The following is a 23,533-nucleotide window of genomic DNA, read 5'->3' on the forward strand; positions in this document are numbered from 1 at the left end:
ATGAAGGTCAGGTGGTCGTCGTCGATCCCCTTGCGCATCTTGATGGTCAACGGCACGTTGCCCTTGCCGGCTTCGCGCGTCGCCGCCTGGACGATCGCGGTGAACAGCTCGGTCTTCCACGGGAGCGCGGAACCGCCGCCGCGGCGGGTGACCTTCGGGACCGGGCAGCCGAAGTTCAGGTCGATATGGTCGGCGCGGTCTTCCTGCACCAGCAGCCGGACGGCAGCACCCACCGTTTTCGGATCCACGCCGTAAAGCTGGACGGAGCGCACGTCCTCGTCGTCGTCGTGGGAGATGATCCGCATCGACTCCCGGTTGCGTTCGACGAGCGCCCGGGAGGTCACCATTTCGGCCACGTAGAGACCGCCACCGTACTCGCGGCAGAGCCGGCGGAACGCCTTGTTGGTAATGCCTGCCATCGGGGCCAGGATCACGGGGGTGTCGACGGTGATCGGGCCGAGTTTGAGCGGCGGAAGCTCCAGCTTGGCGGCCGATTCGGATGCAGCGGTAAGTGTCACCCGTCTATTCTCTCAAAACCGGGCAAATCCGTGCGCCCTCCAGCTCGCCTGTGGATCGTCCCGCCGCTATTGGGCCTCGCCCGGCCGCCACCAGGGTCCGGGGCGCTTTCACCGTTTAAACGCGCAGGAGGCCGCCGAGGGCACTTTCGGAAAAATGCTCCAGCAAGTCCTGCGGGTTCCGGTACACCTCAAGCGCGCCTGCTTGGGTAAGGATCTGCGCCATCGTTCCGCCGGTCTCAAGGCCGATGCAGGGAATCCCCAGCTCACCTGCCGCTTGGATATCCCAGACGGCATCGCCCACAAAAACAGTGTCCGCGGCCCGCAATCCAGCCGCGTCAAGGGCGGCTTGCAGGATGTCCGGCGCCGGCTTGCTGTTGTTAGCGTCCGCCGAGCTGGTGGCGGCGGTGATCGACCCGTCGGCGTCGATCACCCGGCGCAGCACGGACAGTTCGGCTTCTTCGGCGGAGGAGGCCAGCACGACGGCGAGTCCCTCCGCGGCCGCGCGCTCCAGCAATTCCTTGGCTCCGTCAAACCGGCGCAGCGACGGCCAGTAGGTGGAGAACACGGCGCCGTGTGCGGCCTTGATCTGTTCGTCTCCGGACCGGTCGCGGCCGTCGTCAAGCAACTCCTCGACCAGTCGGCCACCGCCCATCCCGACGCACCGGTGGATGGCGGCCATCGGAACGTCTACGTCCGCCTGCCGGAAGGCCTGCCACCAAGCCAGCACGTGGAGGTAGTTCGAGTCCACCAGGGTCCCGTCGACGTCGAACAGCACGCCCTTCATGTCCGCTCCTTGCCTCGCGGGTCAGTCGCTGACGATGGAGGTTGCCGGGCCCAACTGCCGGGCGACGCCGGAGTCCAGCAGCGGCTGCAGCACGGCCAGCACGGCGGTCATCGAATCGTCCACCTCCAGCTGCACCGGATATTGGGCCACCAGCATGGCCAGCAAGGCACGCACCGCTGCCTCGGCTTCTTCGGCCGGCAGGGCGGTGTCGTAGCCCAGCAGCACGTCCGCCGGTGCGTCGGTGCGCTCGTGCGTGTAGCTGATGGCGAAGGCCTGGATGGTGCCGCCTTCAGCTTTCCGGGCGCTGCGCAGCACAACCGCCCCACCGGCTCCCGCGGACTCGCTGAGCAGCATCTGCTGTGCCCGGCCCACCGTCATGTCCGCGCGGTCCCACACGTGGACGGAATTGTAGAAGTCCGCCACCGCCCGGGTCAGCTCCACCGATCCGGTAGCCGCCTCCTCCAGTTGCGGGCCGGTGTCGCCGAGGGCCGGCAGCGGCAGCGCCCCCGGCGACACCTGCACCACGCGCGAGCTCTGGATCTGGGTCAGGCCGGCTGCCCGGGCAAACGCGGCACCGGAGGTGTCCGGCTCCACCTTGGCCCGGAGCTTCCGCACGCCCGACGGCGCCTGCTCGGCTTCGGCGCGGAGGCGCGCCAGCAGGTCGCTGGCCACTCCGGCGCCGCGGTGATCGCGGGCCACTTCTACATAGACCCACAACCGGTCCGGGTGCAGGCTGGTCTCATAGACCGCGCCGGCAGCTACCGCTATCCCCTGGTCCTCCGCCACGATGCACCGCGACCAGGGCTGGTCGGCGGAGGGCCGGAGCATGGCACGGAAATGGCCGGCCTGGCCGGTTTCGGGATCGCCCCAGATTTCCAGCAGGGCCAAGTCATCGTCTTCGCGCCAGTCGCGGTAGGTCAGCTGGGCCATGATTCTCCTTCAGCGGGTGCGTTCAGCGGGTGCGAGGCCCTGGAACGGGCGGTTCCTGTGACGGTAGCGGATGCTCGAGGCTCCCGTCAGGCGCCGATCAGACGGGCCGCCAAGTAGCTTTCGACCTTGTCCAGCGAGACGCGTTCCTGGGCCATCGAATCGCGTTCCCGGATGGTCACTGCCTGATCCTCAAGGGTGTCGAAGTCCACCGTGATGCAGAACGGCGTGCCGATCTCGTCCTGGCGGCGGTAACGGCGGCCGATGGCGCCGGCGTCGTCAAAGTCGATGTTCCAGTTCTTGCGCAGCGCCGCTCCAAGTTCCTTGGCCTTGGGCGAGAGATCCTCGTTACGGGACAGCGGCAGCACCGCGGCCTTGACCGGGGCCAGCCGCGGATCCAGCCGCAGCACGGTGCGCTTGTCCACCCCGCCCTTGGCGTTCGGTGCCTCGTCCTCGGTGTAGGCGTCCACCAGGAACGCCATGAAGGACCGGGTCAGGCCTGCGGCCGGCTCGATCACATACGGGGTGTAGCGCTCGTTGGTGGCCTGGTTGAAGTAGCTCAGGTCGGTGCCGGAGTGCTTGGTATGGGTGGACAGGTCGAAGTCCGTCCGGTTGGCGATGCCTTCCAGTTCGCCCCATTCCGAGCCCTGGAAACCGAAGCGGTATTCGACGTCGGTGGTGCCCTTGGAGTAGTGGCTCAGCTTTTCCAGCGGGTGCTCGAAGAGGCGCAGGTTGTCCCGGTTGATGCCCAGGTCCACGTACCACTGCAGCCGGGCGTCGATCCAGTACTGGTGCCATTCTTCGTCCGTGCCCGGCTCCACGAAGAACTCCATCTCCATCTGCTCGAATTCGCGGGTGCGGAAGATGAAGTTGCCCGGGGTGATTTCGTTGCGGAAGCTCTTGCCGATCTGGCCGATGCCGAACGGCGGCTTCTTCCGCGACGTGGTCAGCACGTTATTGAAGTTCACGAAGATGCCCTGCGCGGTCTCCGGGCGAAGGTAGTGCATGCCCTCCTCGTGCGCCACCGGGCCCAGGAAGGTCTTCAGCAGGCCGGAGAATTCCTGCGGTTCGGTCCACTCGCCCTTGGTGCCGCAGTTGGCGCAGGCGATGTCCTTGAGGCCGTTCTCGGGCGCCCGGCCCTTCTTCTCCTCGTATTCTTCCTCGAGGTGGTCGGCGCGGTAGCGCTTGTGGCAGTTGAGGCATTCCACCAGCGGGTCGGAAAAGACGTCCACGTGGCCCGAGGCTTCCCAGACCTGGCGCGGCAGGATCACCGAGGAGTCCAGCCCCACCACGTCGTCGCGGCCGCGCACCATGGTCTGCCACCACTGGCGCTTGATGTTTTCCTTCAGCTCGACGCCGAGCGGCCCGTAGTCCCATGCGGAGCGCGATCCACCGTAAATCTCACCAGCCTGGAAAACGAAGCCGCGGCGCTTGGCCAGCGAGATGATCGAATCGAGGACTGATTTGGCTGCTGCCATGAGGTGGTTCTCCGTATCTCTCCAGGGCCGCTGGGTGCGGTCCGAGGGTTGTTATGGCACAGACCGGCCCGGCGGTTCCGGATGCGGATCGGCGCATAGCGAAGCTACAACGTTAGCCTACCGAAAACGCTCCCCCGAACCCGAATAAGGCGGCGGCGGCAACCGCGGCTGCGTCAGCCGAAGTCACGGCGCCGCCACGGCAGTGTGCCGAGCACGGCCGCCAGGAGGGTCAGCAGCGTTCCCAGCACCGTCGCCGTCGTAATGATGGTGCCTGGAGCCGGAACGGTGAGATCCAGCAGGAGCGAGCCCAGGATCTGCCCGGAAATCATGCCCAGGCCGGTTTGCAGGACCCCCAGCGAACGGACCAGCACCGCCGCGAGCGCGATGAAAACGCAACCGATCGGTCCGCCCAGGTAGTACCACCACTCGGACGGCAGCGGATTGCCGGTGCCGGCGATCGCCACTTTGATGCCCCAGGCCGCCCAGAGCAGCGCGCCGCCCACCACGAAATTGATCAACGTGGCGGGCCACGGCGACTTGTAGTGCATGGTCTGCACGCCGTTCAGGGCCTGCTGGAAGCTTTGCAGGAAGCCCGCGGCCAGCGGCAGCATCACCGGCAGCAGCCAGGCGCCGGCCGGGCCGCCGAGCGAGAGCTTGGGCGACACCGCCCAGGCCACGGCCACCACGGTCAGCACCGCGCTGATCAGTCGGATCCCCGTTACCGGGCTCCGACCGCCCGGCCCCCAGCCCAGCCGGTCCACCAGCAAACCCGAGACGGTCTGCCCGGTGACGGCCGCGACCGTGAACAGCGCGATGCCGATCAGCGCCACGGTTTCAGCTTGGCTCAGGACCAGGAATGCACCGCTGCAGCCTGCCAGCAAGTACCAGCGCGGGAACTTCCGCTCCCGCAGCACCGGAACCACCCGGCGCAGTCCGCGGCGGGCCGTCGGCAGCAGCAGGCACAGCGCTGCCAGCAGGACCAGGCCAATGCTGAAGCTGACGACGGCGGCTGCCAGCCCGTCGTCGAGCCGGGCGCCGAGGGCACCGTTGATCCTGCCTTGGATCGGCATGCAGACACCAGCAAAAACGGCCAGGGGCAGGCCAACGGCGAGCGGAAGACGATGGTGGACAGACACACCAACTACCTTATGGCCGTGTCGCTCTCAGGGCCGCGGCATCGCCTCGGTGCCGGACTGCTCCGCCGCCCCGGCGCCGGGCTGTCCCGCCGTCCCGGTCTCGGACTGCCGTGCCGCCCCAGCGCCGGGCTGTCCCGCCGTCCCGGTGCCGGACTGTCCCGCCGTCCCGGTGCCGGGCTGCTCCACCGTCCCGGTGCCGGACTGCTCCACCGTCCCGGTGCCGAACTGCTCCGCCGCGCGGTTCCGCAGTCCCGCTGTCCAGCGCGGCGCCGGCACCGTGGCCAGCAGCAGCGCGGCCATGGCCAGCAGCGTGCCCAGCACGGTGGCGGGAGCCAGCAGGCTTCCGGGCACGGGGAACCAGGCGTCCAGGGCAAGCGACCCGAGCAGTTGACCCGCGATCATCCCGATTCCGGCCAAGAGGACGCCGAGCGAACGCACCAGGATGTTGGCAAAGACCACGAACACGCAGCCCATGGGGCCGGCCAGGTAGTACCACCATTCCAAGGGCAGCGGATTGCCCGTGCCCGCCACCGCCACCTTCACCAGCCAGGCCATCCACAGCGCAGCGCTGCCGGCGGCGAAATTGATCAGCGTAGCCGTCAGCGGTGTGCCGTAATGCACGGTGGCGGTTCCGTTCATCGCCTGTTGGAAGCTGCGCAGGAAGCCGGCCGCCAACGGCAGCAGCACCAGGAACAGCCAGAGGCCGCCTGCCTCAATGGAGAACTTCGGCGATGCCGCCCAGGCGACTGCCACCAGGGTCAGCGCCGCGCTGGCGATGCGCCGTGCGGTGATCGCCTTCCGTCCCGCCGGCCCCAGCCCCAGCCGGTCCACCAGCAGGCCGCTGACCGAGGTGCCGGCTACGGTGGCCACGATGAACAGCGCGATGCCGATCTGCGAGACAGTAAGGCCTTGGGACAACACCATGAAGGCGCCGAGGCACCCGGCCAGCAGGTACCAGCGCGGGAAACGCCGTTCGCGCAGAGCAGGGGCAACCCGGCGGATTCCGGCCCGACCGGCGGGCAGCACCAGCGACACCACCACCATCACCGCCAGCCCCACACTGAAACTGACGACGGCGGCGGCCAGTCCGTCGTCGAGCTCCGCGCCGAGTGCACCGGTGATCCGACCCTGCACAGGGATGGCCAGCCCGGTGCCGACCGCCAGCGGCAGGCTCAGGATAAGCGGCAAAGGCGAGTTACTGGACACACTGGACACCCTATGCCGGGCGCGGTCAGGCATGATGGAAGCATGGCTTCCGACGAAATGTATGACGTGCCGATCCGTGACGAAATGATCCGGCTGGGCCAGCTGCTCAAGCTGGCCAACTTGGCCGAAGACGGGATCCAGGCCAAGGAATTCGTCGAGAATGGCCTGGTGAAGGTCAACGGCGAGATCGAGACCCGCCGCGGGCGCCAGCTGCACGAAGGGGACACGGTCAGCTGCAACGGCGAAACGGTGCGCGTCAGCCGCGCCTGACCGACTTCCGCGGCCACGACGGCGGTGGGGCCCCCGGTGGTCGACAGGTCTCTACTCGGCGCTGGCGCGCCTCCGTCGACCACCGAACCGACTTCCCGGCGGTCGACCAAGAGAGCGCTAGCGAACGCGTGGAGACCCCGGTGGCCGGCAGGACCCCACTTGGCTCCAGCAAAGATCGGGAGCTGGACGCCAGTCACCATCCGTTCGCTCCCACGTATTAGCGGCCGCTCGTGACGTTTCCGCTAGTCAGCGGGATTTAAACGTTCTGAAACACGGGAAGTTAGCCCTATACGTGGGAGCGAATTCGCGGGCCCATCAGTCTGACCTCAGTGCGGCCCTGACGCCTCCATGGACTCCGGTGGTCGGCCGGTCTCTACTCGGCGCTGACGCGCCTCCATCGACCACCGAACGACTCCCCGTTGGTCGACCAAGAGAGCGCCAGCGAACGCGCGGAGACCCCGGTGGCCGACCCGGTCTCTACTCGGCGCTGGCGCCTCCAACGACCACCGGGATCAGCCACCGGGTGAGTGTTACTGGGCGTTCAGCACCTTGTAGGTCAGGAATTCCTTCACGTGCGAGAGTTCCTGGGCATTGATGCCATGGCCGATCCCGGCGTAAAGCACCTTGGTCAGCTCCACGTGCTCGTTCGCCCACTCATGCGTGAACTCGATCTTGTCAGCGGTGATGACCGGGTCCTCTTGGTCACGGCCCCAGAAGACCGGCGGCTTGATGGCCTTCACGGCATCATCGCGGAAGAACTCGTTGCCGTCGGCGGGAACGGCGAACCCGGAGAGCCCGACGACGGCGGCGATTTCCTCCGGCCGGTGTCGCAGCACCGACGTGGCCACGGCCATGCCCATCGAGAAGCCCAGCACCGAAACGCTGCTGTGCTGGCCCTTGACGCTGTCCAGCCAGGCCACCACGTCACCGACGGCCTTCGTCACCTTGTCCACCGAGAACTCCGGTTCGTGCATCAGCGGGAACCAGGTGAAGCCCGGACCCATCGCCACCGGCGCGCGGACGGCCGCCACGGTGAATTCCTCCGGCAGTCCGGGCACCAAGCCCATCAGGTCCTGCTCGTGGGATCCGTAGCCGTGGAAGAGCACCAGCAGCGGCGTGCCCGCCCGTTCCTGCTCGGGCTTGGACCAGGCAACCACGGGCTGATAAGTAGTTTCAGTCATGCCGTCCATGATCGCACAGAAACGGCTTTACTTGAAAGTTTGAGTTTCGGTTGGCCACCTGTTGACGGACCGCCGTCGTCCACCGAACCTGCCGCCACCAAGCGAGCCGGCCGTCGGCCAGGGACTGGCCGTCGCCCCCGCGGAAGCCCGGAGCCTAAGCCCTGGCGCTGCTCCGCCCGATATGTGCCGTCAGTTCGTCGATGAACCGCTCGGGGTACTCCAGATGCGGCGAATGCCCACAGTTTTCCAGCAGCACCTCGGTAAAGCGTCCGCCGTTGGCCGCATACTTCTCCAGCACGGCCCGGGTCTGCGAGACCATCGGCTGCAGCGGTGCCGTCTCCTCCCCCGGCCAGCCGGGCAGCACACCGGCCTTGCCCAGGCAGTTCAGGTCAAAGAACGAGGCATCGGAGACGATCGCATCGCTGTCGCCGTGGATCCACAGAATGTCCGGCTTGTCCGTCAGGTCCACGATGGCGCTGGTGTTGAAGACTCCCGGCGCCATCGTGTTGAGTACGCCGCGGCGCCCTGGCGCAAAGCCCGGCCAGTTCTGCGACGGGACAGAATCACCGGGATAGTTATCGGGGCCGGTCTTGGTGCTGAGCATCGATTCAACCCAGATGTGCTCGTGCGGGGATTCGAAGCCGGCATGCACGTAGGTGGAGCGGTAGACCGACAGCGGCGCCGCCGGCGCGTCGTCGCTCGTGTCGCCCGCCTCCAACCGAGCGACAAAGTCCGGGTTGGCACCTCCGCCGCCGGTCCCGGCGTCGTCCTCGGTTAGCCTGCGCCCCTCTGGACCTGCAGTCCCGCCGAAACCGTAGGGCGAGACCGGTGCCTGCAGCGCAAGACTGAGAACTGGGTGCTCCAGCGCGTACTGCATCGCCACACCCCCGCCCATGCTCCAGCCGACTACGTGTGCGGGGGTCAAGTGCAGGGCCTCGAGCAGTCCATGGAGGTCGTCGGCGAAGTCACGCAACCCGCGGCTTGCGTCCACCGGAACGGTGTCGGTTTGGCCAAATCCGCGCAGGTCCGGCGCCAGCACCCGGTACTCCGGCGGCAGCGCCTGCATGGTCTCCTGCCAGAACAGCGAGGAGGAGACGTTCCCGTGCACCAGGACCACCGGGATGCCGTCGGGCCGGTCGCCCGCACGCTCCAGGACATTCATCGTCAGCCGCTCGGTCGGCACCCGCCGCGCAGTGATTCCCGTCAGCAATTCCATCTGGACTCCTCGCTGTCTGGTCGGCCGAGATGGCCGGCTCCAGCTCACAGACTAGCCAAGGATTTTCCCGCAGGCCATGCTTTTCTGAAAGATGATTCAGGTTTTACCTGGGGGTATCTTCGTGCATCCGTGCCGGCTTGTTGGCAGGATGTACCTGTGAGTAACTTGTCCCGTCCTGAAGCTCCATCTTCCGCCGGTGCCGCCGGCCACCCTTGGAGCCGCTATGTGGCCATCGGTGATTCGTTCACAGAAGGAATCGGCGACCCCGATCCGGGCAGCCCGGGCGGCTACCGTGGCTGGGCCGATCGCGTGGCCGAGGAACTGGCCCGCGGCCATGAGGACTTCGCGTACGCCAATCTCGCCATCCGCGGCCGCCTGCTGCAGCAGATCGTCGACGAACAGATCGAACCCGCTCTGGCACTGAAGCCCGACCTCATTTCGGTCTGTGCCGGCGGCAACGACGTGATCCGCCCTCGGGCCGATCCGGACGCGCTGGCTGAGAAGATCGACCGGGCCGTCTTCCGGCTGGCGGCCTCGGGGGCCACCATTGTGCTGTTCACCGCGCCCGACGTCGGGGACACGCCGCTGATCGGCAGTGTCCGCGGCAAGGCCGCCATCTACAACGAGAACCTGCGGACGGTGGCCGCCCGCCACGACGCCATCATTGCCGACATGTGGGCGCTGCGGCAGTTGAAGGCGCCGCAGATGTGGGCACCGGACCGGTTGCATTTCTCGCCGCTCGGCCACCACACCATTGCCGCCATGGTCTTGGACGCCCTCAACGTGGAGCACACGCTGCAGCCGGAAGCGCCCAAGCCGCTGCCGCCCAAGCGCTGGCGGACGGCCCGCACGGAGGACCTGGTCTGGGCCCGCCAGCACCTGGTCCCATGGGTGCTGCGGCGGCTCCGGCACCAGTCCTCCGGTGACGGGATCCTGCCCAAGCGTCCGGCGGCGGACCCGTACTTCGGCCCGGGCATGCCTCCCGGCACCGCCGGATAACGGAACCTGGCATGCAGCAGCCGGATGCCCAGGACGTCCGCCGCCATCGGTTGCGGGCACAGCGGCTTTGGGGCCGTCCCGCGGACGACGCCGAGGCCGCCTTGCGCTGGCTCCTCGCCTTCCAGTCGCAGGAGTATGCCTATGCCCGCTGGTCGTTGGCGCAACGGACCGGCGGATCGGCCCGGGACAGCGCAGCGCCCATTGACGCCGCGATCGTCAGCGGAACGATCCTGCGCACGCACGTTCTGCGGCCCACCTGGCACTTCGTGCACCGCAGCGATCTGCGCTGGCTGATGCTGCTCTCCGCACCGCGGCTCAAGGCAGGCAATACGGGTCGGGACCGGCAGCTGGGACTGGACGAGACGACGGTCGCGCGCAGCAACGAGCTGCTGGCCGAGGCGGTTGCCGATGGCCGGCACCGTACGCGGGACGAACTGGCTGCCCGGCTCACCGAAGCGGGGCTGCTTGAGGACGATGGGGTGAAGCTTAACGGCGCGCCGCTGCGCGGCCAGCGGTTGGGGCATCTGGTGTTCCACGCCGAGATGGACCGGATCCTGGTCAGTGGAACGCCGCGGTCCGCGGACTCCGGCACGGTGCAGCAAACGTATGCATCCTTCGACGAACGTGTCCCGCCGCTGGGCACGGACTTGGACCGCGACGCAGCACTGGCGCAGCTCACCGCGCGGTACTTCACCAGCCGGGGACCGGCCTCGGTGAAGGACTGCTCGGACTGGTCCAAGCTGCCGCAGGCCGACATCAGGCGCGGCCTGGCGGCCGGCGGCCACGACGGACTGCAGCGGGCCGACGCCGACGGGATGGAACTGTGGTTCTCCCCGGCGGCCGGGAGCGGACCCAGTGCCCGCGCGGCGGCGAATGCCGGGCCCCGCGCCGACTTGATCCAGTGCTACGACGAGTACGTCATGGGCTACACGAAAACGCGCGGTTACTTGGGCGGGTCGGCCCCCGCCGCGCTGAGCAGCGCGGTGCCGCAGCATGTGCTGCTGCTGGACGGCAGGATGGCCGGGAACTGGAAACACGTCCTCAAGCCGGGACTCGCCGAGCTGCGGCTCAGGCCGCTGCGCGCGTTCAGCCCTGCGGAGCACGAAGCCGTAGACCATGCCGTGGCACGGTACGCGGCGTTCCTGCGCCGGCCGCTCACGCTGGAACAGGCCTGAAAGGAGATCCTCAGCCGACGGCCGCGCGGTGGAAGCGGAGCGTCAACAGCTGGAACGGCCGCAGCTCGAACCTCACCGTGCGCTCCGCCGGTTGCTCCAGTCGGAGACCGTCCACGTCCCGCTCCAATAAATCCGTAGCCGAAACCCGAACCCAGCCGAAACCGGTGCCGATCGTGGCCTTCGCGCGGCTGCCGAAAGCCTCATAGCAGCGCAGGATCACATCGCCGCTTCGATCCTCCGCCAGTTTGACGGCCTCGATGACCACCGCCGGATTGTCCACAGTGAACAGCGGTTCCACCGGGCCAGCCCCCACTCCGTGCACGCGACGCGGAGGCAGATTAAGCCGGTACCCGGCCCGGACCGCCTCCGGAATCCCGGCACCGATCACCAGCGACGTCCGGAACGTGTGCTCGCCTTGGTCGGCCTGGGGGTCCGGGTACAGCGGCGCCCGCAGCAGCGACTGACGCACCACGGTGGCCGGAGCAGCAGCCGAGTCAGTCCGCCGGATGTCGTGCCCGTAGCTGCAGTCATTAGCGACGGCGACACCGAAGCCGGGCTCGCCCACCTGCACCCAGCGGTGCGCGCAGGTTTCGAATCGTGCCGCATCCCATGATGTGTTGCTGTGCGTGGACCGGAAGACGTGGCCGAACTGGATCTCCGATGCCGCCCGGTCGGCCTGGAGGTCCAGTGGGAAGGCCAGCTTCAGGAATTTCTGGCGCTCGTGCCAGTCGACCGTCGTCTCGATTTCCAGCGATCGGGAACCGGCACCCAGCCAGACCGTCTGCGTGACCTGCGAACTGCCGAACCGGCGGCTGACCCGGAGTCCGGCGCAGACCCCCCGGGCCGGCACCGTACCGATGGGTGCCTCGCCAGGGTGGGATGCTTCCGGCCGGGCGTCGTCGCTGTCCGCGGTGCTGGAAAACACCTCGACGGCATGCACCTGGCGCAGTTCCTGGCAGACGGACTTGTAGTGCTCCTCCAGGTCCCAGGCGTCCCATCTGGTCGGCGTGTCGCGGAAGAGCTGCAGCAGGTTCGCCGACATGCCGCCTGGGATCACTTCCCGGCCGGTGTCCAGGTCCACGAGCGAGGAAATCAGGCCTTCGGAATCGATGACCACCCGCAGCAGGCCGTTGGCCAGCAACCAGCCGTCGCCGCTCGGTTCAATGACCACACTTGGCGCGGCGGCCGGCTCGGCCGGTCCGGAGACACTGATGGCACCCAGCGCGGCCACGCCGTCCATCGGATACGGCCCGGCATTAGCCACCGCGCTGCTGGCACCCCGGCCCAGCAGCGCACGCAGCGAGCCATCGATCAGGGCCGCCAGTTCCGCCGCCAGACTGGTGTAGTTGGCCTCGGCCTCGCGGTGCACCCAGGCGATCGAGGATCCGGGCAGGATGTCGTGGAACTGCTGCAGCAGCACGGTCTGCCACGCCCGCTCCAGCGCATCGTAAGGGTAGGCTGCGGCGCCGCGCACCGCCGCCGTCGCTGCCCAGAGCTCGGCCTCGCGCAGCAGGTGCTCGCTGCGGCGGTTGCCCCGCTTGGTGCGCGCCTGCGAAGTGTACGTGCCGCGGTGGTATTCCAGGTACAGCTCCCCCGACCAGGCCGGCGGCCGGTCGTACTCTTCCTCGGCGGCGCGGAAAAACCGCTCCGGGCTGGAGAGCTGCACCCGCGGCGAGCCTTCCAGGTCGGCGGTGCGGTGCGCGGCGGCGAGCATCTCGCGCGTTGGCCCGCCGCCGCCGTCGCCGTAGCCGAAAGGCAGCAGCGAGGTGTTGGCGGCCCCTTTCTCCGCGAAGCGCCGTTCGGCCCGGGCCAGCTCGGGCGCGGTCAGCTCGGCGTTGTAGGTATCTGCCGGAGGAAAGTGGGTGAAAATACGGCTGCCGTCGATTCCTTCCCACCAAAAGGTGTGGTGCGGAAAGGTGTTGGTCTCGTTCCAGGACAGTTTCTGGGTCAGGAACCAGCGGCATCCGGCGGCGCGGGCAACCTGCGGCATGGCCGCGGAGTAGCCGAAGGAGTCCGGGAGCCAGACCTCCCGCGGATCGACACCGAACTCGGCCAGGAAGAATTTCTTCCCGGCGATGAACTGGCGGGCCAGTGCCTCTCCGCCGGGCATGTTCGTGTCCGCTTCGACCCACATCCCGCCGACCGGGACAAAGCGGCCGGTCCGGATCTGGTCCGCCACCCGTGCGAACAGCTCCGGGTACGACTCTTTCAGCCAGGCATACTGCTGCGCGGAGGAGGCCGCGAAGACGAACTCCGGGTCTGACTCCTGCAGCGCGATGACGTTCGCAAAGGTCCGGGCAATCTTGCGCTTGGTCTCGCGGACCGGCCAGAGCCAGGCGCTGTCAATGTGCGCGTGGCCGACTGCATGGATCCGGTGCGCGCTGCGGGCTGCGGGTGCGGAGAGCACGGGCTCCAGCACGGCCCGGCCGGCTGCCGCGGTGCCAGCGATGTCTGCGGGGTCCAGCACGTTGAGGGCGTGTTCCAGCGCGCGGAGGATCTGCGCGCGGCGCGGCTGGCCCGGATCTAGCTGGAGGATGAGCTGCTCCAGGACCGTGAAGTCCTGCAGCAGTTCCCATGCCACGACGTCGCGCAGTGCAATGTCGGCCTGGCGGAACGTGTAGCACGGGGTCCGCCCAGAGGTGGCCGGGTCTCCGAACAGCGTGGGCTGGAAGGTGAAGTTCTCGATCAGGTCCGGGTTGGCCGCGGCCTCCAGATAAAGCTCGACGGCGGCGCCGGGCTGGGCGTCCAGCGGAACGTAGGGGTTGCGCGGCTCGATGGCCTTAATGATGCTGCCCTGCGGGGTGTAGACCAGCCCTTCTGCTTGGAAACCCGGGATACCGGGAGTAAAACCAGGATCCAGCAGCAGCTCCGGCCGGTGTCCGGCGTCCACTGTCCATGCCGCCGGGATCTGTCCCGTGAGCCGGAACCAGCTGGTGGACCAGGGCGGCCCCCAGGCGCTGCCCATGGCGAAATCGGTGAAGCCGGCCGCTACCGCCTCCGCGAACGGGACCGGTTCGCCCGGAACATGCCAGGCCTCGAGCCGGGCCGGAACCGCTGCCGGATAGACGGCAGGTTGCAGTCGCTCGAGAATAAACCGGCTGATTCGCGCCAGGACCTGGGCCCCGTCGTCGTGCATGGCACCGTCCTCTCCGTCAGATCTGCTGCATCAGCCCTTGACCGCACCAGCCATCGCGAAGGAACCGCCGATCCCGCGCGACACCAGGATGTAGAGCAGCACCACCGGCACCGAATACAGGACCGAGTACGCCGCCAACTGTCCGTAGGCTATGGCACCATGCTGGCCGAAGAAGCTGAAGATGCTCACCGCCGCCGGCTGCTTGGCTGACGAGAGCAGCAAGATGAAGGGCACAAAGAAGTTCCCCCACGCCTGGATAAAGACAAAGATGAACACCACTGCAAGTCCCGGACGCATCAGCGGCACCACGATCCTGGCGAGGGCGTTCATCGCCGAGGCGCCGTCTACCCAGGCCGCCTCTTCCAGGCTGACCGGGACTAAATCCATGAAATTCTTCGTCATCCAGATGGCCATCGGCAGGGAAGATGCCGCCATGAACAGCGTGGTGGCCGCCAACGAGTCGAGGAAGTTCAGCTGCACAAACAGGCTGTAGACCGGGACCATGATCGCCGTTATCGGCAGGCACGTCCCGAACAATACGACGTACAGGAACGGCTTATTGAATCGCATCTGGTACCGCGAGAGCGGATAAGCCGCCAGCACCGCCGCCAGCACGGTGGCCACCGCGGTCCCTCCGGACAGCAGGAAGCTATTGAGAAGTGGCACGAACGTCAGTTCCGGGGTGAGCACCGCCGCGTAGTTGGCCGCGGACACCTCAGCGGGGATCTGTGTCTGATAGCTGGCCTCCGCATCCAGCGATGCCAGGACCAGCCAGCTCAACGGCAGCAAGAAACATGCCGCAATCACCAGCAAGGAGACGTTCGCCAGCGCCGCAACGGTACTGCGCCGGCCGGAAGCCACTGACAGCGTACTGGGACGGCCCATCGGCTCAGCCCTTCCTTTCGCGCAGCGCCCGGATGTAAATGATGGAGAAGACCGCCCCGATCAACAGCATGACGACGGCGATGGCGGTGCCGTAGCCAACGTCGCTGTAGCGGAAGGCTTCCTCGTAGGCCATGAGCGGCAGCGTGGTGCTTGCCCCTGCCGGGCCGCCGGCCGTCATCACGTAGATCAGGGTGAAGACCGAAAGCGTCTGCAAGGTGATGAGCATCAAGTTGGTGGCAATGCTGTGCCGGATCATCGGCAGGGTGATGTACCACAACCGCTTTGACCCGCCGGCGCCGTCGATCATCGCCGCTTCGGTAATCTCCTCCGGCACATGGTTCAGCGCCGCCTGGTACACCATCATGGAGAAAGCGGTTCCCCGCCAGATGTTGGCCAGGATCACCGCCAGCATCGGGACGGTAAACAGCCAATCGGTCCCGTCGACCCCGAAGAGCGCGGTGAGCTGGTTCAGGGTTCCGTCCCGGTTGAAGAAGGCATAGGCCACGAAGCCGGCCACGATTTCCGGCAACACCCAGGCCGCCACGACGCAGACCCCCACCACCGCGGATACCGCTTTGCTGGCCTTCGTCATCAGCAGCGCGATCGCCAGGCCCAGCAGGTTCTGGCCGAGCACGGCGGAGACAAGGACGAAGATGACTGTCAGCCAGAGCGATTGCAGGAAGTCCGGGTCGCTGAGCAGCTCGGTGTAGTTTTCCAGCCCGACCCACTGCGGGTCCTTGGCCGCGATGCCGGTCAGGGCGGCATCGGTCAGGGACCCGTAGAAAGCCCACAGGATCGGGCCGGCCAGGAACACGCCAAGCAGCAGCACGGCAGGGCCGAGCGGCAGGAGCCGCAGGACGCCCCTCTGCCGTTGGCGGCCCCCGCCGCGCTGCTCAGTGCCGCGACGCGTTTCGGCGTCGCGGGCCACCACCTCGGCGGCTGTCACTGCCGGCTACTTCTGTACTGTGTTTTCTGCGCCGACAAGGTCAGTGACGGCGGCGTCATACTCGGCCGCGGCCTCCGCGGGCGTCTTCTTCCCCATCATCACCGCTTCGGTGGCTTCCTGGACGGCGGTGGATATCTGCGGGTAGTCGGCTGTGGCGGGCCGGTAATTCGTCACCGAGACCAGTTCGGAAACATCGCCCACAAAAGGATTGGCGTCCAGGTAGGCGGGGTCCTTGGCCACATCGGTACGGACTGCGATCTGCGAATTAGCCACGGTGTACTGCAGCGAGTTCTCCTGGTTCATGACCTCTGTGAGGAACTCGAACGCGAGATCGGGGTTCGCTGTATTGGCTCCCACCGCCAGGGTCCAACCGCCGGACATGCTGACCGCACCCGGCTCCTGTCCGTTCTGCGTGGGGAACGGGGCCACGCCCATCACGTCACCATATTCGGGCCAGTCCACCAACCCTCCCTCTTGCCAGAACGACGGCGAGTAAGAGCCTTCCACGGTTCCGCCCAGTTTGTCCTCGGGAAACAGTTGGCCGAAGACCATCTGCCACACGTTCGGGTCCAGGGCCTCGGCCGGAGTGACGGCCAACTCCTCCTGATAGAGCGTCTGCAGGAAGGCCAGCGAATCGATGAAGCCCTGCGAACCGACCACCCACTTGCCTTCAGCGTCGTCATAGAGCGTGTCGCCGGTACCGTAGAGCAACTGGTAGAAACTCTGCATGACGGTTCCTTCGCCGGTACCCGTGCCCGCGTAGAGGTTAAACGGGACCACGTCCGGCTGCGAGGACTTGATGGCGCGGGCCGCCTCCAGGATGGCGTTCCAATCCTTCGGAGCCCAGGGGACGTCCACCCCGGCCTTTTGCAGGACGTTCTTGTTGTACCAAATGGCCCGTGTATCGGTGCCCAGAGGGACAGCATAGATGCTGCCGTCGTCCGCCCGGCCGGCTTCTTTGGCCCCCTCATTAAAATTCGCCCAGTCGTCCCACCCGGCCAAGTACTGATCCAGATTCAGGAGGTAGCCGGCATCAACGTCCGAACGGATCTTGAAGGTGTCCTCGTAAAACACGTCCGGGGCGGTGTCCGGCGATCGCTGGGATAAGGCGAGTTTGGTCGCATAGTCCTCGTCGCTGCCGGTGATGGGTTCCAAGTTGACCGTCACGCCGTCGTGCGCAGCCTCAAAGTCGGCCTTCGCCTTCTTCATCACCTCATCCATCGTGGCGTTGGCCTCGGTGGTCTGGTACACAATCCGCAGTGCGGAGCTTTGGGAGGTTCCCTCCTCTCCGCCTCCGCCGCCACCGGCGCAGCCGGCCAGCGCCAGCACTCCGACGGCCATCAGGGACACTTTGAATCGGTAGTCACGCAGCATGGTTCCCCCTCGTAGTGGAGGCTTCCGGGCCAGACGCCGTTGGCGTGGTCGCGAGCCTACGGGCATGCTACCGACGGGCTCCATCAAATGGATTTATTCTTTTCAACCGTGATCAAACTGCAATATTAGGCCCGGACATCATCGCCCATGTCCGGGTCCGGGCGGGCGCACTGGCAGCAGCAGCGGTCAGGACTGCGGGAAAAACGCCTGGCTGAGCTCGTCATGCAGCTGCTGGACATCGGTCAGGAAACCGTCGTGGCCCAGCGGCGTTTCGATGGTGTGCACCTTGACCGATCCCGGCAGCGCCTCGGCCAACTGCCGCGACTGTTCCGGGAAGTAGAGGCGGTCGGAATCCACCGCCGCGATGAAGAACTCCGTCTCCTCAAGGCCGCCCAGGAATTGCTCCAGCGAGCCGCGGCCGCGGGATACGTCGTGGCTGACCAGGGCCTCGGTGAGGAGGATGTAGCTGTTCGCGTCGAAGCGGGACACCAGTTTTTCCGCCTGGTAGTCCAGGTAGCTTTCGACCGCATAGCGGCCGCGGGCCGCAGGTGTGATGCCGCCGAACGGCTGTTCCTCCGCCTGCGCCGAGCGGCCGAACCGGTACTCCAGTTCCGGCTCCGAACGGTAGTTGATGTGGGCGATCCGCCGGGCGATGCCCAGCCCGGCGTCCGGGGCGGGACCGCCGTAGTAGTCGCCGCCGGCAAAGTGCGGGTCCAGCCGGATGGCTGCGACCTGGGCCTGGGCAAAAGCAATCTGCTCGGCAGTGCTGGCCGCCCCGCAGGCCATGACTGCGCAGCGGGCCGTCCGGTCCGGGAACGTTGCAGCCCACTCAAGCGCACGCGCCCCGCCCATCGAGCCGCCGAGCACGGCATGCCAGCGGCGGATGCCCAGCGCATCGGCCAGCCGCGCTTCGGCCCGGACCGAGTCCCGGATAGTGACGAACGGGAACCGCGAACCCCACGGCGAGCCGTCCGGTGCCGGCGACGCCGGACCGGTGGAGCCGTAGCAACCGCCAACCATGTTGGCGGCCACCACGAAATAGCGCTCCGTGTCGATCGTGGCACCGGGACCAACCAGGTCGTCCCACCAGCCGTCCTCGTCCGAGACGCCCCGGGCCACATGCGTGCTGCCGGTCAGGGCGTGCTCGATCAGGACCGCATTCGACGCATCCGCATTCAGCGTGCCCCAGGTTTCAAAGCCCAGGACCACCTCGGGCAGGTAGCCGCCGGCTTCCAGTTCCAGCGCACCAACAGGCATCCTGCGCAGGATGCCATCCGTCGCCTGGTCCACCAGTTCCTGCGGTTGCACGATCGTCACGCTGCGTTCTACCTGCTTGCCTAGTCGTCCGAGCCCTTGGCGGCGCGGAACCCGGCCTCCAAATCGGCGATGATGTCATTGACGTTCTCGATGCCCACCGAGAGCCGGACCAGTCCGTCGGTCACGCCGGCGGAGACCCGCTCCTCGACCGAAAGCTGGGCATGGGTGGTCGACGCCGGGTGGATCACCAGCGAGCGCACATCACCGAGATTGGCCACGTGAGAATGCAATTCAAGGCCATCCACAAAACGCTTGCCCGCCTCGATGCCGCCCTTGATCTCGAACGCCACGATGGCGCCGGTCCCCTTGGGTCCGTACTTGCGGCCCCGGTCGTACCACGGGCTCGACGGCAGGCCGAGGTACGCAACGGAAGCAACGTCGTCGTGCGCTTCGAGGAACTCCGCCACCTTTTGCGCGTTGGCCACATGGCGCTCCACGCGCAGGCTCAGCGTTTCCAAACCTTGGGCGATCAGGAAGGCATTGAACGGAGAGATGGCCGAGCCCAGGTCGCGCAGCAGCTGCACGCGGGCCTTGAGGATGTAGGCGAGGTTGGCGCCGAGCGCACTTCCTACCCCCAGGTCGCGGGCGAAGACCAGCCCGTTGTAGGTCTCGTCCGGGATGTTGAAGCCCGGGAACTTCTCCGGATCGGCCCCGAAATCGAAGGTTCCAGCGTCCACGATCACGCCGCCGATCGCCGTCCCGTGTCCGCCGAGGTACTTGGTGGCCGAGTGGAGCACGATGTCCGCGCCCCATTCGATCGGGCGGATCAGGTAGGGGGTGGCCAGCGTGTTGTCCACGATCAGCGGCACACCGTTCTCATGCGCGATACTGCTGACGGCCTCCAGGTCCAGCACATCCTGGCGCGGATTGGAGACCACTTCGCCGAAGAACGCCTTGGTGTTCGGCTGCACCGCGTCGCGCCATTGCTGCAGGTTGTCCGGGTCCTCGACGAAGGTCACTTCGATGCCGAACTTGGGCAGCGTGGTACGCAGCAAGTTGTAGGTTCCGCCGTACAGGCTGGGGCTGGCCACAATGTGGTCGCCGGCCTCGGCCAGGTTCAGGATGGAGAACGTGGATGCGGCCTGGCCGGAGCCCAGCAGCAGCGCGCCGACGCCGCCTTCCAAGCTTGCGATCCGGGCTTCGACGGCCTCGCTGGTCGGGTTGCCGATCCGGGTGTAAATGGGTGCCAGTTCGGAGAGGGCGAAGCGGTCCGCGGCGCTCTGGGCGCTGGGGAACACGAACGACGTGGTCTGGTAGATCGGCAGGGCGCGGGCACCGGTGGCGGCATCCGGCTCCTGGCCGACGTGGATCTGACGGGTTTCAAAGGACCAGTCTGCATTGGACATGGTGCAACTCCTTCAATGGAAGGGGTCATCCGGGATCCGGCCGTGCCGGCATGTCTATCCCGGGTGTGACCCGCGCTTGCGCACCGCCTTGTGGCGGCTGCCTGGTCTTCACCCGGGGCACCCCACCGCGGTTGGAGGGTTGCCGGCCAGCAAACCGGGGTTTCACGCTGGCACTCATGACCTGCGTACAGTCTCTGCGGAGAGCCCGGCCGGCCGCAACAATATGACACCTTATGACCGCCGCATCGGGCCGCTCTGGCCTGCTTTGCCGGCCTGTCGGGTCATCCTCGGTGTCAAGGCTTGACATGGAGAAGCACGCCGAAAACTGAGTGACTTAGGTCACCCTAAGTCGAGAGAGGGTTCACAAAGTGCCAAGATATGTCCATGCGCTTCGACCACGTTTCTTATGCTGTTGAGCCCGACGGTTTGGCTGCCACCTCAGAGCGGATTTCCAAGGCCCTGGGTATCGACGCAGTCAAGGGCGGGGTGCACCCCCGCTTCGGCACCCGGAATATGATCTTCCCCCTGACTGACCACCACTACCTGGAAGTGGTGGAGGTCCTGGACCACCCCGCGTCCGACAAGGCACCCTTCGGCCAGGCTGTGCGTGCCCGGTCTGAAGCCGGCGGCGGCTGGATGGGCTGGTGTGTGGAAGTGGACGACCTGACCCCGTTCGAAGAACGGCTGGGCCGTCACGCGGTTCCCGGAAACCGCAAATTCCCGGATGGACAGGAACTGAGCTGGCAGCAGATCGGCATCAAGGGCCTGATCGCCGACCCGCAGGTTCCCTACATGCTGCGCTGGGATGAAGGGACCGAGGCGCTCCATCCTTCCAACGCCCGTCCGGCCACCGTCAAGCTGATCGGTCTGACCATTGCCGGTTCGTCGGACCGCGTGGCTGACTGGCTGGGCACCCCGGTGGACGACCTGCTCGACGACGTCAAGGTTGCCTGGACCGCCCCGAACGGTACCCCGGGCATCATGTCGGTTCGTTTCGAAACGGCACACGGCATCGTCGAACTCTAAGGTTCCGATGCTTCTGCCGCGGTAGCAAGGCTCGCAGTGGGCTCCCGTTCGGTCTTTTGCTCCACCCCCATTGGGCGGTGCCAGAGACGGAACGGGGGCCTTCTGCATGTTCCTTCCCCATGCGTATCCCGGTTGGCCGCTCGAAGTGCGGGCTTAGTTCCCGATGCCGATGGCGGGCCCCACCAGCGAATAGCCGACGAAGCCCGCAATATCCAGCAGTGCGTGCGCAATCACCAGCGGCATCACCCGCTTGACCTTCGAATAGACGTAGCCGAACACCAGGCCCATCAGGAAGTTCCCGATACCCGGGCCGATCCCCTGGTACAGGTGGTAGGTCCCGCGCAGGGCGGCGCTGACGAAGATCGTGGTCCAGATCCCCCAGCCGAACTTAGCGAACCGGTCGAAAAGGTAGCCCACCATGACCACTTCTTCGAGGATGGCGTGGCGCAGGGCTGACAGCACCAGTACCGGCACGGTCCACCAATATTCATCCAGGGCCGCGGGGACAATAGCGGTAGTGATCCCCAGCGCCCGGCCGGCGGCGTAGACCGCCAACGTGCCGGCACCAATCACCAGGGCCAGCAGGAAGCCCAGGCCAAAGTCCACCCGGGGCCGGGAGAAGGTGAAGCCGATCGACCGGAAGGCCGACTGGCCTGCCGAGGTCATCAGGAACAGCACCAGGGCCACCGGCACCAGCGCAAAGATAATGCCGAGCATCTGGTAGACAAAATCGAACACTTCCCGCTGGTTCAGCACCGGGTTCAGCGTGGTTGTTTGCGAGGCCAGGGGCGCACGGGTCATCTTTTCCAGCAGGTTCACCACAGCGTAGACCGCGGATTGCCCCAGCGAGAGCCCGAGCACGATGAGCACCTCGGCCCGGTAGTACCTCAGCGTGTGCGGTGCGCTCGCAGTGACGACCTTCTGCTTGTCCATAGCCACTATCTTGCCGTGTGTCGACGGCGGGCAGTCGCTCACCGAACCGGATTCCTCTGTCCTGTCAGAATGGAGTGAGACGGCGATTCACGAGTTCCGCCACACGCATTCGGCTCCGACCCACGTGGAGCGGATCCCGGCTGTACCGATTTCGGACGGTTCCATCGCGATCAGATCCTGGTCCAGCACGACGAAGTCCGCCAGTCGCCCGACGGTAAGTCGGCCCTTGATGTGGCCCTCCCCGGTCGCATGCGCTGAGCCGACCGTATAGACCCCCAGTGCCTCCGACACACTCAACTGCTGCTCCGGACCGAGCAAAAGACCCTCGGAACTTCGCCGGGTGACCATGCTTTGCACGGCCATGAGCGGGTCGGCAGGCACTAACGGGTAGTCGGACGAGCCGGCAACCTCCACGCCGGCAGTCAGCAGGGACTTGTGGGCACAGATCATTCGCGACCAGTCCGGCCCATAGAAGGAGGAGATTTCTTGCCCGTGAAAGTGGATGAAGGCGCCGAAGAGAACGGGCGTGACGCCGATGGACTTCATCCGGGCAATGAGCGAGTCATCGACCATGCTGCAGTGCTCGATGCGGTGATTCATCCGGTGACCCGCCGGGGGCGGCAGGGATTCATAGACTTGCAATACTTTGTCGACGGCGGCGTCGCCGTTGGCGTGGACGGCCACTCGCTGCCCGGCGCCATGGACTCGGCGGACGGTGGCGGCGAACTCTTCGTCTCCGAGAATCTGCAGCCCGTTGTCCGACCCCGTCGCGCTTTGGTAGGGACGCTGGCATAGGCAGGTGCCGCCGGACAGCGCCCCGTCCAGCATCATCTTTACACCAGCCAGCCGCAAGCGATCCGGTGTGCCGAAGGAGGGCGGTTCGGCCGTCTCATCAAAACAGCTGTACCACTGCAGCATGTTCACGCGGGGTGTCAGGACGTTGTCAGCCAGCGCCGCGGCATACATGTCCTGCTCCACCGCGGTAACGATCGCATCGCAATAGGAAGTGATGCCGACTGCATGCATCTCGTCGTTGACGGCACGCAGGGCGGCGACCTGCGCACCCATCTCGCCGGGTGAAGCGACGGATGTTCCCTGAAGCCCGGGCAGCCAGGGATCGAGCCAGGCCCGTTCGTACATCCACCCATCCAACCGACCGTCGGCATCGGTCATCAGCTCTCCACCGGCCGGTGCGTCTTGCGCGCTGCGGTATCCCATCATTTCAAGGGCCCGGCTGTTGCCCACCGCTTTGTGGAAACTGTAATGAATCAGCACCAGCGGCCGGGTCGCTGATACTCCGTCCAAAAAACGACGGTCAATCCCTCCCAGGCCGGGATTCCGTTCGTCGAACGCGTGTCCGAGCACCCAATCGTCCTCGCCTACCAGTGCAGCACGTTCACTCATCATCCGTCGAAGCTCTTCTGCATCGGTGACGCCGGCAAGGTCGACCCGGACGCGGGCCAACGCCGCTTGGGAGACGTGGCTATGAGCGTCATTAAAGCCCGGGACCACCAAGGCGCCGTCGAGGTCGATCCGCTCCGCCGACCGAAACCGCGCGTACAATCCACGACGGGATCCAACCGCAATGATCCTGCCGTCCTGTGCAGCAAAGGCCTCCGGTTCCGTTCCGTCCATGGCCATGATTCGTTTCGCGGCAAATATCCGTACCGGTTGCTCACT

19 protein-coding genes, 1 pseudogene and 1 riboswitch are annotated in these 23,533 nt (G+C 66.5%); of the genes and pseudogenes, 4 read left to right on the forward strand and 16 right to left on the reverse strand.

Annotated features, from left to right (window positions below):
• From ACMX2H_RS04250 to ACMX2H_RS04275, 6 genes and pseudogenes are all read right to left on the reverse strand, one after another.
• On the reverse strand, positions 1-518 hold a 518-nt coding region (locus ACMX2H_RS04250; protein ID WP_414959115.1), incomplete at its 3' end, for a tRNA dihydrouridine synthase.
• A 115-nt stretch (positions 519-633) separates the two neighbouring features.
• Complete coding sequence (locus ACMX2H_RS04255) at positions 634-1,302, reverse strand: HAD family hydrolase (protein ID WP_414959116.1); 669 nt, start codon at positions 1,300-1,302, stop codon at positions 634-636.
• A 21-nt stretch (positions 1,303-1,323) separates the two neighbouring features.
• Complete coding sequence (locus ACMX2H_RS04260; RefSeq protein WP_414959117.1) at positions 1,324-2,232, reverse strand: GNAT family N-acetyltransferase; 909 nt, start codon at positions 2,230-2,232, stop codon at positions 1,324-1,326.
• 86 nt (positions 2,233-2,318) lie between these two features.
• Positions 2,319-3,707 (reverse strand): glycine--tRNA ligase, encoded by a 1,389-nt coding sequence (locus ACMX2H_RS04265; RefSeq protein WP_414959118.1) that lies wholly within the window; start codon positions 3,705-3,707, stop codon positions 2,319-2,321.
• Between the two features lie 173 nt (positions 3,708-3,880).
• Positions 3,881-4,843 (reverse strand): DMT family transporter, encoded by a 963-nt coding sequence (locus tag ACMX2H_RS04270; protein WP_414959119.1) that lies wholly within the window; start codon positions 4,841-4,843, stop codon positions 3,881-3,883.
• A 237-nt stretch (positions 4,844-5,080) separates the two neighbouring features.
• Positions 5,081-6,082, reverse strand: a pseudogene (locus ACMX2H_RS04275) (DMT family transporter); the annotation flags it as partial.
• Between the two features lie 9 nt (positions 6,083-6,091).
• On the opposite strand from ACMX2H_RS04275, the gene ACMX2H_RS04280 reads away from it, so the two are divergent.
• Positions 6,092-6,319 (forward strand): RNA-binding S4 domain-containing protein, encoded by a 228-nt coding sequence (locus ACMX2H_RS04280; protein ID WP_414959120.1) that lies wholly within the window; start codon positions 6,092-6,094, stop codon positions 6,317-6,319.
• A gap of 530 nt (positions 6,320-6,849) precedes the next feature.
• Here the strand turns inward: ACMX2H_RS04280 and ACMX2H_RS04285 are convergent.
• Complete coding sequence (locus ACMX2H_RS04285) at positions 6,850-7,500, reverse strand: alpha/beta hydrolase (RefSeq protein WP_414959121.1); 651 nt, start codon at positions 7,498-7,500, stop codon at positions 6,850-6,852.
• A 154-nt stretch (positions 7,501-7,654) separates the two neighbouring features.
• Positions 7,655-8,716 carry an alpha/beta fold hydrolase gene (locus tag ACMX2H_RS04290; RefSeq protein ID WP_414959122.1) on the reverse strand — a complete coding sequence of 354 codons (1,062 nt, stop codon included), beginning with the start codon at positions 8,714-8,716 and terminating at the stop codon, positions 7,655-7,657.
• 156 nt (positions 8,717-8,872) lie between these two features.
• On the opposite strand from ACMX2H_RS04290, the gene ACMX2H_RS04295 reads away from it, so the two are divergent.
• Both ACMX2H_RS04295 and ACMX2H_RS04300 read left to right on the forward strand, forming a co-directional pair.
• Positions 8,873-9,715: an SGNH/GDSL hydrolase family protein gene (locus tag ACMX2H_RS04295; RefSeq protein ID WP_414959123.1), complete on the forward strand. Its 843-nt coding sequence runs from the start codon at positions 8,873-8,875 to the stop codon at positions 9,713-9,715.
• A gap of 11 nt (positions 9,716-9,726) precedes the next feature.
• Positions 9,727-10,890 carry a winged helix DNA-binding domain-containing protein gene (locus ACMX2H_RS04300; protein WP_414959124.1) on the forward strand — a complete coding sequence of 388 codons (1,164 nt, stop codon included), beginning with the start codon at positions 9,727-9,729 and terminating at the stop codon, positions 10,888-10,890.
• A 10-nt stretch (positions 10,891-10,900) separates the two neighbouring features.
• Here the strand turns inward: ACMX2H_RS04300 and ACMX2H_RS04305 are convergent, their stop codons facing one another.
• The 6 genes from ACMX2H_RS04305 to ACMX2H_RS04330 form a co-directional block, all read right to left on the reverse strand.
• Positions 10,901-14,026: an alpha-mannosidase gene (locus ACMX2H_RS04305; protein ID WP_414959125.1), complete on the reverse strand. Its 3,126-nt coding sequence runs from the start codon at positions 14,024-14,026 to the stop codon at positions 10,901-10,903.
• 30 nt (positions 14,027-14,056) lie between these two features.
• The gene (locus tag ACMX2H_RS04310; RefSeq protein WP_414959126.1) at positions 14,057-14,911 is read right to left on the reverse strand and encodes a carbohydrate ABC transporter permease; all 855 of its coding nucleotides are present in this window, start codon (positions 14,909-14,911) and stop codon (positions 14,057-14,059) included.
• Positions 14,912-14,915: 4 nt separating this feature from the next.
• The gene (locus tag ACMX2H_RS04315; protein WP_414959233.1) at positions 14,916-15,767 is read right to left on the reverse strand and encodes a carbohydrate ABC transporter permease; all 852 of its coding nucleotides are present in this window, start codon (positions 15,765-15,767) and stop codon (positions 14,916-14,918) included.
• Between the two features lie 96 nt (positions 15,768-15,863).
• A complete protein-coding gene (locus tag ACMX2H_RS04320; protein WP_414959127.1) occupies positions 15,864-17,231 on the reverse strand; it encodes an extracellular solute-binding protein in 1,368 nt (455 codons plus the stop codon).
• A 186-nt stretch (positions 17,232-17,417) separates the two neighbouring features.
• On the reverse strand, positions 17,418-18,488 hold the full coding sequence (gene metX / locus ACMX2H_RS04325) for a homoserine O-acetyltransferase MetX (protein ID WP_414959235.1): 1,071 nt from the start codon (positions 18,486-18,488) through the stop codon (positions 17,418-17,420).
• 80 nt (positions 18,489-18,568) lie between these two features.
• Complete coding sequence (locus tag ACMX2H_RS04330; RefSeq protein ID WP_414959128.1) at positions 18,569-19,894, reverse strand: bifunctional o-acetylhomoserine/o-acetylserine sulfhydrylase; 1,326 nt, start codon at positions 19,892-19,894, stop codon at positions 18,569-18,571.
• Between the two features lie 67 nt (positions 19,895-19,961).
• Positions 19,962-20,076, reverse strand: a riboswitch (SAM riboswitch).
• 202 nt (positions 20,077-20,278) lie between these two features.
• Between ACMX2H_RS04330 and ACMX2H_RS04335 the strand changes: the two genes are divergently transcribed.
• Positions 20,279-20,920, forward strand: coding sequence for a VOC family protein (locus tag ACMX2H_RS04335; protein WP_136784190.1), 642 nt, complete (start codon positions 20,279-20,281; stop codon positions 20,918-20,920).
• A 153-nt stretch (positions 20,921-21,073) separates the two neighbouring features.
• Here ACMX2H_RS04335 and ACMX2H_RS04340 read toward each other — a convergent pair whose 3' ends face one another.
• Together ACMX2H_RS04340 and ACMX2H_RS04345 are read right to left on the reverse strand one after the other, a co-directional pair.
• On the reverse strand, positions 21,074-21,853 hold the full coding sequence (locus ACMX2H_RS04340) for a CPBP family intramembrane glutamic endopeptidase (RefSeq protein ID WP_414959129.1): 780 nt from the start codon (positions 21,851-21,853) through the stop codon (positions 21,074-21,076).
• Between the two features lie 87 nt (positions 21,854-21,940).
• Positions 21,941-23,488, reverse strand: a complete 1,548-nt coding sequence (locus ACMX2H_RS04345) for an amidohydrolase (protein ID WP_414959130.1) — start codon at positions 23,486-23,488, stop codon at positions 21,941-21,943.
• Positions 23,489-23,533: the final 45 nt, after the last annotated feature.

This window comes from Arthrobacter sulfonylureivorans (genome assembly GCF_047607445.1).
In the GTDB taxonomy this organism is placed as follows: Bacteria; Actinomycetota; Actinomycetes; order Actinomycetales; family Micrococcaceae; genus Crystallibacter; species Crystallibacter sulfonylureivorans_A.